We start from the raw sequence: 15825 nt of genomic DNA on the forward strand, positions 1-15825 counted from the left end.
ATTACGTTATTCCTCTGAAGAGTCAAGAGTTTTTTCAAACTTTTTTCTTTTCTCTTCGCTGTCCTTCGTGGCTGTTGTCAGCTCATCGTCGGTCAGTGGATGCGCATTATAGGGAGTTCCCGGATTAGCGCAAGTGTTTTTTTTAAAATAATTTTCTGTTCGTTCAAAACTCCAACAAGACGTATAAAAACCCCACAGTAAAGTTTAAATATCACTCAATTTTGGCAAAATACGTCGCAAATTCGCTTACTTTATTCCAATCCGTATATTCAATTTCTTTTGTTGGATCAGTTTCGCCTTTAGTCATCTTCATAATTAACTGGATCATGACTCTATCAATCCATTTATAACGAGGATAATAAAGAGCACCGGCAAATACACCTGTTAAGGTTGGCTTCCAAGGCGTCTTATCTAAGAACTTACGTATATAGGAATTAGTCTCTGGTGTATTCTTCTCAGCTTTTCTTGCCGTAAGATTAACGCCAAAGAATGCTGACGGCATATTATTTAACTGTGTAAGATGGCGAGTAATAAATTTATCGAGGACTTTATTAAAATAACCATAGCGGACAGAAGCGCCGACTAAGACTTTACTATAAGCAGACAAATTTAAACTCTGCTGAACAGAGGTTAAATCTCTCACATCACATTCATGACCATGTTGCCTTAATTCATTCGCAATTTGCATCATTATCTTTTTAGTTTGACCATCGGTACTACAATACAGCAATAGTGCGCTCATACATTACTCCTTGTATTAGGTTAATCACGCCAAAACGTTGGGGTAAATAAAACCAATAGTGTGAAAACTTCTAGTCGTCCAAATAGCATTGTCACGACAAGTATCCATTTTGCAGCTGGATTCATTGTCGTGAAGTTGTCAGCGACAATACCTAATCCAGGGCCAAGATTATTTAATGTGGTTGCAATAGCAGAAAATGCAGAAAATTCATCAACACCTGTCGCTATCAACAACATTAAGCTAATAATAAATACCAACGCATAAGCAGAGAAGAATCCCCACACGGCTTCAATAATGCGTTCAGGTAATGCTCGATGACCAAGTTTGATGGTATAAACCGCATTGGGGTGAACAAGACGTTTTAATTCACGATTCCCTTGTAGGAATAAAAGCAAGATACGAATGACTTTCAGCCCCCCACCCGTTGATCCTGCACAGCCACCAATAAATGCCGAGCATAATAATAGAAGAGGTAAAAATGCAGGCCATTGTGCAAAGCTATCCGTGGCAAAACCTGCCGTTGTCGCCATAGAGACAACTTGGAAAAAAGCCTGATTTATAGTTATCCACCCTGTGTCATATACAGAATAAAGCCATAGAATACCGCTACAGATAATGACTAATCCTAATTGAATTGAGATAAACATACGAAATTCAGGATCACGCCAATAGATATTTAAGCTTCTTCCCGTTAATACGGCAAAGTGCAAACCAAAGTTACAACCAGAGATCAAAAGGAATATACCAATAATGATATTAATGGTTGGGCTGTTAAAATAACCGATACTGGCATCGTGAGTAGAAAACCCACCAATTGCAATAGTTGAAAAGCTATGAGAAATAGCATCAAACACATCCATACCTGCAATCCATAATGCTAAGGCACAAATGATGGTTAATAAGACATAGATAAGCCAAAGTGCTTTCGCTGTTTCTGCAATTCGAGGGCGCATTTTATTATCTTTCAATGGCCCTGGCATTTCTGCGCGATATAACTGCATGCCCCCAACACCTAAAAGTGGAAGAATAGCGACAGCTAATACAATGATCCCCATCCCGCCTAACCATTGGAGCATTTGGCGGTAAAACAAAATAGCTTTAGGTAATGAATCTAGCCCCACAAGCGTCGTGGCACCAGTCGTAGTCAGTCCAGAGAAAGACTCAAAAAAGGCATCAGTAATAGAAAGGTGAGGTTGTTCAGAAAAGATAAACGGCAATGCCCCTACACTACCCAGTACCGTCCAAAATAAGACAACAATAAGAAAGCCTTCTTTAGGCTTAAGCTCACTTTTTTTCTGTCGATTGGGGATCCACAGCATTAATCCAATGATCAATGCAACAATAAATGTTTGGCTAAATGCACGCCCTGCACCATCTCGATATATTAATGCGACAATACCGGGAATGATCATCGTGACAGAAAATAAGATAACAAGCAGTCCGACAATACGGGTTATTGAACGAAAATGCATTTAGCGATTTCCTTGGTAGCAAAGATTATTCATTTTTATCTAACGGGATTAATTGCATACTGCCACGACTTATATCTCGTAGTTTAACTTCAACTTCACCGCTATGCACAGCAGGCAATGAAAGTATAAAAGTGACTTTATCAGTATATTCACTTGAAAGTACTTGCCCATGATATTGTTCAACGACTTGTTCAAGTAATGAAACAAGTGAATATTCACACGCTACACAAAAACGCAACTGTGGCACTTTCGTTTTTGTTGGCAAAAGCTTTAATGCTTGTTGAACGCCACTGCCATAAGCCCTAACTAACCCGCCGGTTCCTAATTTGATCCCACCGAAATACCGAACAACCACTGCGGTAACCTCTCCCATTTCACTCCCTAAAAGAGGTGCAAGAATAGGTTTTCCCGCAGTACCTGCTGGCTCACCATCATCAGAAAAACCTAACTGTTGTGAGTCATCGGGTCTTCCTGCAACAAAAGCCCAACAGTGGTGTCGGGCATCAGGAAATTGCTCTTTAATAGACTGGATATAAGCTTTTGCTGCATCAATACCTTCAGTGTGAGCAATAAATGTAATAAAACGACTCTTCTTTATTTCTTCACTGAATTCTACGGTTTCAGCGGGGATCAAATATGCTTTCATCAGGCTAAGTGTAAATCTCTGGTCATATTTTCAATTTTGTTATCGTGGATAATAATATTATCTTCAATACGAATACCACCAAATGGTTTGAAATGTTCAATCAGTTTCCAATTGAAATGAGTACTGTATTTCCCTTCTTTCCAAGGCGCTAGCAGAGAGTCGATAAAGTAAAACCCAGGTTCAATTGTTAATACCATGCTCGGTTCAACAATACGTGTGCAACGTAAAAATGGATACATTGCAGGAGCTGCTAAATGGGTTCCTTTATCATCTTGCATAAAACCAGCCGCATCATGAACTTGCAGACCTAAAGCGTGCCCTAAACCATGAGGTAAAAATGGTGTAGTTAATCCAGCGCTCACCATCTCTTCTTCACTAACACCTTTAACAATGCCGTACTTATTAAGTAATCCAGCAATACGTTGATGCATTTGAACATGATATTCAGTATAACGCACACCTGCTTTCATCGTTGCAATCAACGCTTGTTGTGCATCATTCATATCTTTAACTAAAGAAGTAAATTCATGATTTTCTTTTGCGCTATAAGTACGAGTGATATCGGCTGCGTAACCATTATACTCTGCCCCCGCATCAATAAGGAAACTACGATATTCATCTGGTGATTCATGATCTAACTTTGTGTAATGCAAAACAGCAGCGTGTTCATTTAAGGCGACAATATTGCCATAAGGTACATCGATATCACGATGACCTGTTGCCATTAAATACGCCATATTAATATCAAACTCACTTAATCCAGCTTGGAATGCTTCGCGAGCAGCAATATGTCCGTTGACGGCCATTTTTTGTGCTTCACGCATACAAGCTAATTCATAACCTGTTTTATAGGCACGATAGTAATGATAATAATTAAGAAGAGATTGATTGTTGATATTATCAATACTCACACCTAATGATTCTGCTCGCTGCGTATTTGGGCCAATATAAGCAGTATTTTTATTAATATAAGGTGCAAGCTCTTTTTGAATATCATCAACATTTTTAAGATGAATTAACTCAATTTCATGAGTCCAATAGCTATTTGGTAAAGCTTCAACACTGTGCCAATAGTCAACTGGGGAATAGAACCATAATTTAGGTTTATTAACACCATCCGCTAATAACCAGCAATGTGGTACATCGGTCACAGGTACCCATGCTTTAAAATGCGCATTCACTTTAAAAGGATAATCACTGTCATCAAGGAAAACTCGAATAGGTTCACCAGAATGAATTAATACAGAATCAAGATGGTGTCTGGATAAAGCATCACGAGTACGATTTTGTAGAGTTTTGATATGTTCTTGGTACAGAGAGAGCAATTTTTCCATTATTAATTACCTTATCTTATTCATTGTTAATGATTCAGCTTAACACGCCAACTCTTTTAGTGGCTAACCCCATAACAAAAATAGATTATTACCGATTTATCTCCCTTCTTTTTAACAAACTAAGCAACAACATAAAATTCAATAAGTTGAATAATTTCACTGTGATCACCCTTGCAGTTTTTTAATCAAATATTTGCATTTATTTAACATAGTATTCACACTCTTAATATCTGGTCATACCAGTCTATATATTTAGGGAGAATACAAATGCTCTATCAAAGCGAAAATATTCAAGCCGATTGGGTGAAACAAGGTATTGTTGAACTCATTTTTAACGCCAAAGGTTCTATTAATAAATTAGATACCAAAACGGTTGCGATGCTAAACGAGGCTTTAACGGTATTAGAAGTAATACCAGGCCTAAAAGGCGTTATCTTGCGTTCAGAAAAACCGGCTTTTATTGTCGGTGCTGATATTACTGAGTTTTTATCCCTTTTTGATGCCCCTGAAGAAGAATTATCTCAGTGGCTACATTTCTCTAATCAGATTTTTAGTCGACTTGAAGACTTACCTGTTCCTACCGTTTCCGCGATTAATGGCTATGCACTTGGCGGTGGCTGCGAGTGCGTACTTGCTACTGATTTTCGTATTGCTTCTCCTGATTTACGTATCGGTTTACCAGAAACGAAACTTGGGATCATGCCGGGCTTTGGTGGTTCCGTACGCCTTCCTCGTTTGATTGGTGTTGATAACGCATTAGAAATTATTACTGCGGGTAAAGATGTTGATGCTCAAACAGCACTTCAAAATGGATTAATCCAAGCAATTGTTCCTCTAGAAAATTTAAAAGAAAGTGCTATTTCATTAATTGAGCAAGCAATTGAAGGCAAAATTGATTGGAAAGCGGCACGTCATCCAAAAATAGCACCATTAAGGCTAACAGAACTTGAACATAAAATGTCTTTCAGTGTAGCTAAAGGTATGGTGATGAAAGTGGCTGGCCCTCACTATCCTGCACCTATCACCGCTGTAAAAACTATTGAAAAAGCAGCCTTCCTAAATAGAGATGAGGCACTGGCTCTCGAAACTGAAAACTTTGTTAAGCTCACACGCACTGATGTTGCAAAAGCCTTAGTCGGTATTTTCCTTAATGATCAGTACGTCAAAAATATCACGAAAAAACGTCATGCCGAATTACCTAAACAGGCCGCCGTATTAGGTGCTGGGATCATGGGAGGAGGAATATCCTATCAATCAGCCTTAAAAGGTATTCCTGTTGTAATGAAAGACATTAACCCCAAATCCCTTGAATTGGGTATGAATGAAGCGTTAAGCCTGTTACAAAAACGCCAAGAAAAAGGCCGAATGAGTGCCGTAGATATGGCGAAAACTCTCGCCTCTATTCAACCAACACTAAATTATGCCTCTGTTAGTGATGCGGATGTTGTTGTCGAAGCAGTTGTTGAAAATCCCAAAGTAAAGGCAACTGTGCTTGCAGAAACAGAAGCACTATTAGCTGATAACGCGATCCTTGCTTCCAATACTTCAACCATTCCCATTTCATTACTCGCAAAATCCTTAAAGCGTCCTGAGAATTTCTGTGGAATGCACTTCTTTAACCCTGTTCATCGCATGCCATTAGTTGAAATTATTAAAGGCGAAAAAACCAGTGAAGAAACCATTAATCGGATTGTCAGTTACGCCAGTAAAATGGGCAAAACACCGATTATTGTTAATGATTGTCCCGGCTTCTTTGTAAACCGAGTTCTCTTTCCTTACTTTGCAGGATTCTCTCTCTTACTAAGAGATGGTGCTGATTTTATTGCTGTTGATAAAGTGATGGAAAAGATATTTGGCTGGCCTATGGGACCTGCATACCTACTTGATGTTGTTGGTATTGATACGGCAAATCACGCTCAAGCCGTAATGGCTCAAGGTTTCCCTGATAGAATGGGCGCAATTGAGCGAGATACGATTGCCCTTTTATATGAGCAACAGCGATATGGCCAGAAAAATAATCATGGTTTCTATAATTACTCTGTTGATAAACGAGGTAAAAAACAGAAATCGGTTGATGGTCAAATTCAAACACTTATCCAACAAAATGCAGGCAAAACGCAAGAGTTTAGCCAAGACGCAATTATCGCTCGCATGATGATCCCAATGATCAATGAAGTTATCCGTTGTTTAGATGAAGGTATTATTGCCTCACCAGCAGAAGCTGATATTGCATTAGTTTATGGTTTAGGCTTCCCTCCTTTCCGCGGTGGTGTATTCCGTTACCTTGATACTGTTGGATTAGCGCAATTTGTTGCAGATGCACAGCAATACGCATCATTAGGGCCACTTTATCAAATCCCTGAAAGCTTAAAACAAAAAGCACAACGCAATGAAACCTATTATCCAAAACCCGCAAAAGTAGATGTTAACATCAGAGAACTCGCTTAAGGAGATATGAAATGGAAAAGGTTGTCATAATTGATGGTATTCGTACTCCAATGGGACGCTCAAAAGGTGGTGCATTTCGCCATGTCAGAGCGGAAAACCTCTCTGCTCACCTGATGCAAGCACTACTAAAACGTAATCCTAATATTAATCCTAATGATATCGGCGATGTGATTTGGGGTTGCGTACAACAAACTTTAGAGCAAGGTTTTAATATTGCTCGTAATGCGGCGTTATTGGCTGAACTTCCACACAAGATTCCTGCAGTTACAGTTAACCGGTTATGTGGCTCATCAATGCAAGCACTACATGATGGTGCACGCCAAATTATGTTGGGTGATAGTCAAGTAGCATTAATCGGTGGTGTTGAGCATATGGGTCATGTACCAATGACTTATAATGCGGATTTTAATCCATCACTTAATCTTTCTGTTGCTAAGGCCTCATTTTCAATGGGATTAACAGCAGAAATGCTAGCAAAATCATTCCAAATTTCACGCGAAGAACAAGATAAATTTGCTTATCGCTCGCACCATTTAGCAGCTCTTGCAACACAGCAAGGCTATTTTGATCATGAAATAGTGGCTATCAATGGCCACGATGCAACGGGTAATTTTATCAATGTAAAAAGTGACGAAGTTATTCGTTATAACCCAAGCCTTGAGGAATTAGCGCAACTTAAGCCTGTATTTGATCCCGCGACTGGTTCTGTCACAGCAGGTAATTCATCTGCGGTCTCTGATGGTGCATCCGCCATGTTTATCACCAGTGAACGTTACGCCAAAGAGCATAATTTAAAACCTCGCGCCGTTATTCGTGCTATGGCAGTGACAGGATGTGATCCAGCAATTATGGGTTACGGCCCTGTTCCTGCAACAGAAATTGCGTTGAAAAAAGCAGGATTAACATTAGGTGATATTGATATTTTTGAACTAAATGAAGCTTTTGCAGCACAATCATTAGCTTGCATGAAGAAGATGAATTTACTCGATAGTATCGATGACAAAATTAATCTAAATGGCGGAGCAATTGCCTTAGGACATCCTTTAGGTTGTTCAGGATCTCGAATAACCACTTCATTATTAAATATTATGGAGCGTAAAGATGCGCAATTTGGCTTAGCCACAATGTGTATTGGATTAGGGCAAGGTATTGCAACGATTATAGAACGTGTTTAACTCGGTATCTGTATATCCACGTTCTTATCGTTAGGAAAGTATTCTTTTCGATTGCATGGTTAAAAACCATTTTCCCGCCGTCAGGGGCGGGTTTTTTTTATGGTTTTAAAAACAAAATCGATAATAACGAGGTAAAACGTTATCAGATAAATTCAAAAGCATCGCTAAATAGGCGTGTTTTATCTGCATTGCGTTCATTACAAAAACGATCTCTGGCGATTTTGGCCATTTCAAATCGTCCTGCGATGTAAATATCATATTCTGATAAATCACCAAAATCTTCGCTTATTGCCGTTAATACTGTACCTTTTCGGCCTCGCCATGCTTCATCAGGTTGTTCAACCACGGGGACAACTGTTAAAGAAGTATACAATTCTGATAATTCTTGTAATTCATTAAGATCATAGAGATGAACGCTTTCTCTTCCGCCCCAATAAATCGTAATAGGTCGCTGTGGATTTTCAGCTAGTGCAGCCAATAAAATTGAGTGGGTATAAGAAAATCCGGTACCGCCAGCAATTAATAATAGAGGCCGTTGACTCTCTTTTTGAAACCACGCATTTCCATGAGGGATATCAATGGTAAGCTGCTGTTTTTCTAATATCACATCAAGCACAGCCATCGCATAAAGATTGAGTTCAGACGCACCAATATGAAGTTCAATAAAGTCTTTATTTTCAGGTATAGATGCAATAGAAAAAGGACGTTTATCACGTTCATCCATAACCGCTAAAAGATATTGCCCAGCCTGAAAATCAAATTCGCCATCGGGTAATAGTCTTACCCGATAAACCGTATCTGTCATCGGCTCAACAAGTGAGACTTTACAATTCAGTATTGCCATGTTGTTCCTCTGTTATTATTTAAGAATATCGAGCTGTTCCCAAATAGTATCGACTCGTTGCTTAACTTCATCTGACATCACAATAGGTCTACCCCATTCTCTATCTGTCTCACCCGGCCATTTGTTGGTAGCATCAAGGCCCATTTTTGATCCTAATCCAGAAACAGGTGAAGCGAAATCGAGATAATCAATAGGTGTATTTTCCATCATAATGGTATCTCTCGCAGGATCCATTCTTGTTGTGATTGCCCAAATCACATCTTTCCAATCTCTTGCATTGACATCATCATCGCAAACAATCACAAATTTGGTGTACATAAATTGCCGTAAATAAGACCAAACTCCCATCATTACGCGTTTAGCATGACCTGCATACTGTTTCTTCATTGTCACAACCGCTAAACGGTAAGAACACCCTTCAGGAGGTAGATAAAAATCTACAATTTCAGGAAACTGTTTTTGTAAAATCGGAACAAGTACTTCATTTAACGCAACACCTAATACTGCGGGTTCATCAGGCGGACGTCCGGTATATGTTGAATGATAAATTGCATCTTTACGGCGTGTTAAATGCGTAATGGTAAACACAGGGAAAGAGTCAATCTCATTATAATATCCTGTGTGGTCACCATATGGTCCTTCTGGGGCTAATTCTCCGGGTTCAATGTAACCTTCAAGAATAATTTCAGCACTTGCTGGTACTTCAAGATCATTTGAAAGACATTTTACAACTTCTGATTTATTACCACGCAATAAACCAGCGAATGCATATTCAGATAAGGTATCTGGCACAGGTGTTACCGCACCTAAAATAGTGGCAGGATCTGCCCCTAATGCTACGGAAACTGGGAACCGTTCGCCGGGGTGTTTTTGGCACCACTCTTGAAAATCTAAAGCACCACCACGATGCGATAACCAGCGCATAATCACTTTATTTTTACCCAGCACTTGCTGACGATAAATGCCTAGGTTTTGGCGCTCTTTCAATGGACCGCGAGTCACCGTTAATCCCCAAGTAATCAAAGGCGCCGCATCTTCAGGCCAACAATGCATAACAGGGATCTTTGTTAAATCAACATCATCACCTGTTAAAACCACCTCCTGACAAGGGGCTTTATTCAAGCGTTTTGTTGGCATATTTAAAACTTGCTTAAATTTAGGTAACTTATCAAAGAGATCACGAAAACCTTTCGGAGGATCAGGCTCTTTTAGAAAAGCTAATAGCTTTCCAACCTCGTGTAGGGCTTTAACATCATCTTGCCCCATCCCCATTGCTACACGCTCTGGTGTACCAAATAAGTTACAAAGCACTGGCATATCAAACCCTTTAGGGTTTTCAAACAACAGCGCTGGCCCACCAGCACGTAAAGTTCTGTCCGCTATTTCGGTCATTTCAAGGTAGGGATCTATTTCATAGGTGATACGTTTTAATTCACCTTTTTCTTCTAATAATGAAAGGAAATCTCTTAAATCGCGGTATTTCATCATAATCTTACGAGCCAGTGAGTGAAAGAAAAGAGGGCCAATGCCCTCTTTGAGACGCTATAAGCTAAACGCATAACTCACTAAAATGCAATGCTTTTTATTTAGTAGCGTTCACTATGGTTATAAACAGCGGAATGGAACCCACTCTGAAAGCAATTTAGTATCAAACTGTTCAGGGAATGTTTTTCCATGTTGGAAGATTTTAAAACCTTCATTTTTAGCGCTGTAATAATGTAATTCTTCACCTTGAATATATAAGTAACTACCTTCACGGATAGCCACAACAATCTCTTCAGGGTTAATGGCGCAAAACTCTGCAATACGCTCATCGCGAGTTTCACCCATATGACCACTGATAGAAGCATCAATATAATGTGGGTTAATTTGAACAGGGAATAAACCTAATGAAGGCATAATAACAGAAGAGCGTACTGGCATATCATTAGTGGTACGAATTGTTGGTGTTGCAACGTTACAACCTGCACTCCAACCAATATAAGGAATATTGCGCTCACGTACTGCACGTTGAATTGGAACAACCAATCCTTTTTCATGCAACATTTGGTTTAATAACCAAGTATTACCACCACTGACTAAAATACATTCTGCATTGTTGATTGCATCAACTTCTGAATCAAAATGTTCAATACAAGTAACTTCAATACCTAACACTTCAGATAAATCACGAGCACGTTGATCATGATCGGAACGAATAACGGCATAGGCAATTAATACAGCAGAACGAATACCGCGTTTTTTAATCATGCTATCGATATTATCTTTTGCATAACTTAACCAACGTGGATCCCCGGCAATTTTTCCGTTACTTAATAAAAAAACTTCCATTACAGAACCTCTTTATAATTATAAACAAAATTCTAAGATAATTATCTTGAAAGCTTTTTCTTGTTTTTACCATCACTTTTTTGTCAACTTGTTACCTCTATCCGAGATCCAATTGAAAGTCACAAAAACAAGCCTTTTTATTGCGTATAAACACGGCTTTTTTGTTCTTTTTTCAGTATAAAACCACGTTACTCTATTTTTTATTTAATCCTTGATAGATACTGTTACCTTAATTATAAATTTGCTATCATCACTTAAATTAAATTTAACTAACCTATTGTCTCTATTATGAAAAACTGGCACTTGCTGTATTGTAAACGAGGGCAAATCCCTCGAGCTATCGAACACTTAGAACGTCAGCAAGTGGGCTGTTTTACACCTATGGTAACCATAGAAAAAGTATTAAGAGGAAAGCGCACTACCGTAACAGAACCGCTTTTCCCTAATTACCTTTTCATTGAGTTTGATCCTGAAGTGATCCATACCACGACCATTAACTCAACGCGTGGGGTAAATTCATTTGTTCGCTTTGGGCAATATCCTGTCACTGTTCCACAAGATGTAATTGACACACTGCAAATACCGCAGCTTTCTTCGCTAATTTATAGTGAAGAAAATGTGCCTCATAGTGGTGACAGTGTGTTAATTACAGATGGTATTTTTCAAGGGATCAAAGCCATATACCAAGAGCCAGATGGTGAGGCCCGTTCAATTTTGCTTTTAAATATATTAAATAGTGAAGTGAAAAAATCGGTGGGAAATAAAGAATTTAAAAAAGAGTCGCTCTAGATAAAGTTAACCCAGCAATTGCTGGGTTAATATCATATTATTTTAGAAAATCGTTTCTAAAATTATTTTTGCTGTTCTGCTTCAGTTTCCGCCTCTGCTTCCTCAAGCTCTTCTTCAGGTGCTCTTCTTCCCTTACCTACATAAAAGTGCGATACCATGACACCGATTTCAAACAGTAAGTACATAGGTATTGCGAGTAAGGTTTGAGAGAAAACATCTGGAGGTGTCAATACCATACCTACGACAAAGGAACCCACAAGAATATAAGGACGTTTTTTCTTTAAAGCATCGGGTGTCGTTACGCCGCTCCAGCACAGTAAAATAATCGCAATAGGTACTTCAAAAGCAGCACCAAACGCCATAAAGAGCGTCATCACGAAGCTAAGATATTTACTGATGTCTGGAATAAAGTTAACCCCTTCAGGGGTTGTATTAACAAAGAAGCCAAATGCAAGAGGAAACACAACAAAATAAGCAAACGCCATACCGAGATAGAATAATACTGTACTTGAAACAAGTAATGGCAGCATTAAGCGGCGTTCGTGTTTATACAATGCTGGTGCGATAAAAGCCCATACCTGATAAAGAATAACAGGTACAGAAGCAAAAACGGATACCATGATTGTCAATTTAATCGGAGTCAAAAATGTAGAGGCAACATCTGTCGCACTCATATTTGACCCTTTTGGCAACTTCTCGAGTAATGGAGCCGAGACTAATTGATAGATATCGTTAGAAAAATAAACCAGCGCTAAAAAAACCACAAGAACTGACACCAAGCTATACATCAAACGCTTGCGTAGTTCTATTAAATGGCTGATCAGCGGTTGGGTATCATTTACTGCCATGTTTTAATGCTCACCATTGACCTGATCAGTTGTTTTTTTCTCTAATGTTACTGGTTGAGTAACAGGAACTTCTGTCTTTGTAACACTTTCTGCCACAGGTTTATGGCGATTAGCATCATCATTAACTTCATCAGTTTCAGCAAGTGCGGCTAAATCAGAAGGTGACTGTTCCGTAGAGTCGGTTTTTACAGACTGCTCTTTCGTGGAGTCTGGCGTTGTAGGTGTTTGATAAGTTTGTTTCAAAGACTGTGCAGCCTCTTTTAACTCATCCATGGACGCTTTCAGCTCTGGCGATAGCGTTTGCAAATTCGCTTTCTCTTCAACTTTTTTCAAGCTCTCTTGGAGTTCTTGAAGTTTTAGTTCTTGAGTCAGTTCATTTTGCACATTCGCAGCCAAAGAGCGTAGCGCCCTTACCCAGCCAGCAATTGTTTTTACTGCTACGGGCAAACGTTCTGGCCCCAGAAAAACAAGACCAATCACCATGACCAATAGCAGCTGACTAAAACCAATGTCAAACACGGTTTACACCTGCTCTTTATTTTTGCTCTCAGTTGTAGACTTCTCTTCTGTTGAAGTCTTCTGCGCTAAATTTTTAGTATCAAAATCTGCGTCGTTATTTGTTTTTTCAGCGTTGTTGGTGTCTTTATCTGCAGCTTCGTCACCAATCGCTTTTTTAAAGCCTTTTACTGATGCACCTAAATCTGAGCCCAATGTGCGCAGTTTATTTGTACCAAATAATAAGACAACGATGACAGCGATGATGAGTAATTGCCAAATGCTAATACCGCCCATTTTATGTTCCTCAACTATTTTCGGGGTTATACTTAATAACAGTGCCCATTATATACAACGAATTCAATTTTCGGGAATCCCGAATTCATCTTTTAACTTGCTCAAAGACAAACTTTGATGTGTTTTTATTGTGCATTACCAGATCTAAACCAACCCAAAATCCATGCAAGAAGACCTAAACTGATAAAAACACTGAATAATGTTTTAAAACCAGAAACAAAAAACAGGCTACCGCATAAAAACAGTGTTGTACCTATACCCAATAAAAATAGAGACTGTCTCTGTTTGACTCTTTGCGAACTTATTTGTTCCGTCAATTTGTCTAGCGTTAACTTCATATTTTTATGTTGCTTCAGACTATCATAAACCAACTCTGGTATCTCTGGCATTTTTTCAATCCAGTAAGGTGCTTTGCTCTTTATACCATTCACTAGTGCCGTGATACCAATCTGACTATGTAACCAATCTTCTAAGAAAGGTTTTGCCGTTTTCCATAAATCCAATTGTGGGTATAGCTGGCGACCCAATCCTTCAACATAAAGCAATGTTTTTTGAAGTAAAACTAACTGCGGTTGTACTTCCATATTGAAACGACGAGCTGTATTGAAAAGGTTAAGTAACACATGCCCAAATGAGATCTCAGAAAGTGGTTTTTCAAAAATAGGCTCACACACAGTACGGATCGCAAATTCAAAATCTTCTACATTGGTATCTGCTGGTACCCAGCCTGAATCAACATGTAACTCTGCAACTTTCCGATAATCGCGGTTAAAGAATGCTAAGAAATTCTCAGCTAAATAGCGTTTATCTTCTTTATTTAATGAGCCAACGATACCGCAATCAATACCGATATAATATGGATTTTCAGGGTGATCATAGCTAATAAACACATTACCAGGATGCATATCAGCATGGAAAAAACTGTCTCTAAACACCTGAGTGAAAAAGACTTTTACACCACGCTCTGCAAGAAGCTTCATATTCGTCTTTTGTGCATTCAACGCTTCAATGTCAGAAACGGGAATACCATAAATACGCTCCATTACCATCACATTTTCATGGCAATAATCTGAATACACTTCAGGAATATACAGCATAGAGCTATTTTCAAAATTACGACGTAATTGAATAGCATTAGCCGCTTCACGCAGTAAATTTAGCTCATCGAGTAATGTTTTTTCGTATTCGCGGATCACCTCTTTTGGTCGTAAACGACGACCATCAGGCAAAAACGGTAATAAATTTGCCAAGCGATACATCAAACGAATATCTGCTTTTATCACTGGTTGAATATCAGGGCGAATAACCTTTAGTACCACTTCTTTGCCGTTTTCTTTTAATTTTGCAGTGTGAACCTGCGCAATAGAGGCTGAAGCCAGTGGAGTTTCATCAAAATCATCAAACCATTGGTCGATAGGGCCACCAAATGAGTTTTCGATATATTGTCGTGCTTTCTTACCATCAAAAGGAGCAACTTTGTCTTGCAATAAAGCAAGCTGGTCAGCGATTTGAGGAGGGAAAAGATCACGTCGAGTTGATAACATTTGGCCTAATTTAATCCAAACAGGGCCTAATGTTTGCAATGCGAGTCGTAAGCGTTCACCTAATGGTTTTTCTGGATGTTTATTTTTGATCCAAAATAGTGCTCGGCATCCTAATCTTGCAGGTAAAGTAATTCGGTGTTTAGGAATTAACTCATCAAGCCCATAAGATAAAAATACCTGAATAATATGATAGAGGCGCTTTAACTCACTAAGGAGCATTATTTTTTCTCCAATGTGCCTAACCGTTTTTCCAGCTCGGCTGTTTGCTGTGCAAGTTCTTCTATTTCATCATAAAAATGGATTGTTTCTAATGCACTAGGTGCGGTTTTCCACTCTTCAATTAATGCGTCACGTAAATAATCTTTTTGGTGACTTAAGAGTGAAGAAAATAACTGAACCCCCTTTCCTGCAACAACAGTCAGACTTTGTGCCGCAATATCACCGATATAAGGTGCTAAATATTGCGCGGGGTCCCACTGCGCCATATCCAATAATGCAGACCAATTTTGAACAACCTGCATATCACCATCAATAGTGATATCACCACGGTTAATTAGTTCTGACATTTTTTGACGGTCACGAAGCTTAATCAGGGTTAATAATTTTGTTTTTATCAAACAATCAGTTTCATCATCCCACTGACTTAATACGTCAACTTGTTGTTCACTAAAGACTAAGTAGATGGAACGAGGAAACTCATTGATAGAAAGCGCCAACACTTTGCCCGCAAGACGATTGCGGGCAGGTTTAAGCACATTTTCCTGATATAAAACGTGATTAAGTGCTGTTTCCATTGATGCTGTTAGTAGCGGATACAGTACTTGAGAAGCAATATCATGAGAAAAAGTGGCTTTTTCCAT

Annotated in this window: 15 protein-coding genes; 3 read left to right on the top strand and 12 right to left on the bottom strand. The window is 38.9% G+C overall.

Annotated features, from left to right (window positions below; translation table 11 throughout):
- Positions 1-211 precede the first annotated feature (211 nt).
- From hemG to pepQ, 4 genes are read right to left on the bottom strand one after another with little or no spacing between them, the layout of a single operon-like run.
- Positions 212-742, bottom strand: a complete 531-nt coding sequence (gene hemG / locus DK857_RS07710) for a menaquinone-dependent protoporphyrinogen IX dehydrogenase (RefSeq protein WP_109394547.1) — start codon at positions 740-742, stop codon at positions 212-214.
- A gap of 20 nt (positions 743-762) precedes the next feature.
- The gene (trkH, locus tag DK857_RS07715) at positions 763-2214 is read right to left on the bottom strand and encodes a Trk system potassium transporter TrkH (protein WP_109394548.1); all 1452 of its coding nucleotides are present in this window, start codon (positions 2212-2214) and stop codon (positions 763-765) included.
- Between the two features lie 25 nt (positions 2215-2239).
- On the bottom strand, positions 2240-2860 hold the full coding sequence (locus DK857_RS07720; protein ID WP_109401906.1) for an IMPACT family protein: 621 nt from the start codon (positions 2858-2860) through the stop codon (positions 2240-2242).
- The gene (pepQ, locus tag DK857_RS07725; RefSeq protein WP_109401907.1) at positions 2860-4194 is read right to left on the bottom strand and encodes a Xaa-Pro dipeptidase; all 1335 of its coding nucleotides are present in this window, start codon (positions 4192-4194) and stop codon (positions 2860-2862) included. Before pepQ ends, DK857_RS07720 begins: the two co-directional genes overlap by 1 nt.
- Before the next feature lie 267 nt (positions 4195-4461).
- On the opposite strand from pepQ, the gene fadB reads away from it, so the two are divergent.
- Both fadB and fadA read left to right on the top strand, forming a co-directional pair.
- A complete protein-coding gene (gene fadB / locus DK857_RS07730; RefSeq protein WP_109401908.1) occupies positions 4462-6642 on the top strand; it encodes a fatty acid oxidation complex subunit alpha FadB in 2181 nt (726 codons plus the stop codon).
- Positions 6643-6653: 11 nt separating this feature from the next.
- The gene (fadA, locus tag DK857_RS07735) at positions 6654-7817 is read left to right on the top strand and encodes an acetyl-CoA C-acyltransferase FadA (RefSeq protein ID WP_109401909.1); all 1164 of its coding nucleotides are present in this window, start codon (positions 6654-6656) and stop codon (positions 7815-7817) included.
- A gap of 142 nt (positions 7818-7959) precedes the next feature.
- Here fadA and fre read toward each other — a convergent pair whose 3' ends face one another.
- The 3 genes from fre to pepE all read right to left on the bottom strand — a co-directional run bounded on the left by fre (position 7960) and on the right by pepE (position 10992).
- Complete coding sequence (fre, locus tag DK857_RS07740) at positions 7960-8661, bottom strand: NAD(P)H-flavin reductase (protein WP_109394558.1); 702 nt, start codon at positions 8659-8661, stop codon at positions 7960-7962.
- 15 nt (positions 8662-8676) lie between these two features.
- Complete coding sequence (gene ubiD / locus DK857_RS07745; protein WP_109401910.1) at positions 8677-10146, bottom strand: 4-hydroxy-3-polyprenylbenzoate decarboxylase; 1470 nt, start codon at positions 10144-10146, stop codon at positions 8677-8679.
- A 120-nt stretch (positions 10147-10266) separates the two neighbouring features.
- The gene (pepE, locus tag DK857_RS07750) at positions 10267-10992 is read right to left on the bottom strand and encodes a dipeptidase PepE (RefSeq protein ID WP_023583493.1); all 726 of its coding nucleotides are present in this window, start codon (positions 10990-10992) and stop codon (positions 10267-10269) included.
- A gap of 288 nt (positions 10993-11280) precedes the next feature.
- Here pepE and rfaH point away from each other — a divergent pair, with 288 nt between their 5' ends.
- Complete coding sequence (gene rfaH / locus DK857_RS07755) at positions 11281-11781, top strand: transcription/translation regulatory transformer protein RfaH (RefSeq protein ID WP_109401911.1); 501 nt, start codon at positions 11281-11283, stop codon at positions 11779-11781.
- 62 nt (positions 11782-11843) lie between these two features.
- On the opposite strand, the gene tatC is transcribed toward rfaH, so the two are convergent.
- From tatC to DK857_RS07780, 5 genes are all read right to left on the bottom strand, one after another.
- A complete protein-coding gene (gene tatC / locus DK857_RS07760; protein ID WP_109401912.1) occupies positions 11844-12629 on the bottom strand; it encodes a Sec-independent protein translocase subunit TatC in 786 nt (261 codons plus the stop codon).
- A gap of 3 nt (positions 12630-12632) precedes the next feature.
- On the bottom strand, positions 12633-13148 hold the full coding sequence (gene tatB, locus DK857_RS07765) for a Sec-independent protein translocase protein TatB (protein WP_109394564.1): 516 nt from the start codon (positions 13146-13148) through the stop codon (positions 12633-12635).
- 3 nt (positions 13149-13151) lie between these two features.
- Complete coding sequence (tatA, locus tag DK857_RS07770) at positions 13152-13421, bottom strand: twin-arginine translocase TatA/TatE family subunit (protein ID WP_006535549.1); 270 nt, start codon at positions 13419-13421, stop codon at positions 13152-13154.
- A 125-nt stretch (positions 13422-13546) separates the two neighbouring features.
- A complete protein-coding gene (ubiB, locus tag DK857_RS07775) occupies positions 13547-15184 on the bottom strand; it encodes a ubiquinone biosynthesis regulatory protein kinase UbiB (RefSeq protein ID WP_023583497.1) in 1638 nt (545 codons plus the stop codon).
- Positions 15184-15825, bottom strand: a complete 642-nt coding sequence (locus DK857_RS07780) for a ubiquinone biosynthesis accessory factor UbiJ (protein ID WP_109401913.1) — start codon at positions 15823-15825, stop codon at positions 15184-15186. The genes ubiB and DK857_RS07780 overlap by 1 nt, the downstream gene beginning before the upstream one ends.

This window comes from Proteus terrae (assembly GCF_003144325.1).
Taxonomy (GTDB): Bacteria; Pseudomonadota; Gammaproteobacteria; order Enterobacterales; family Enterobacteriaceae; genus Proteus; species Proteus terrae.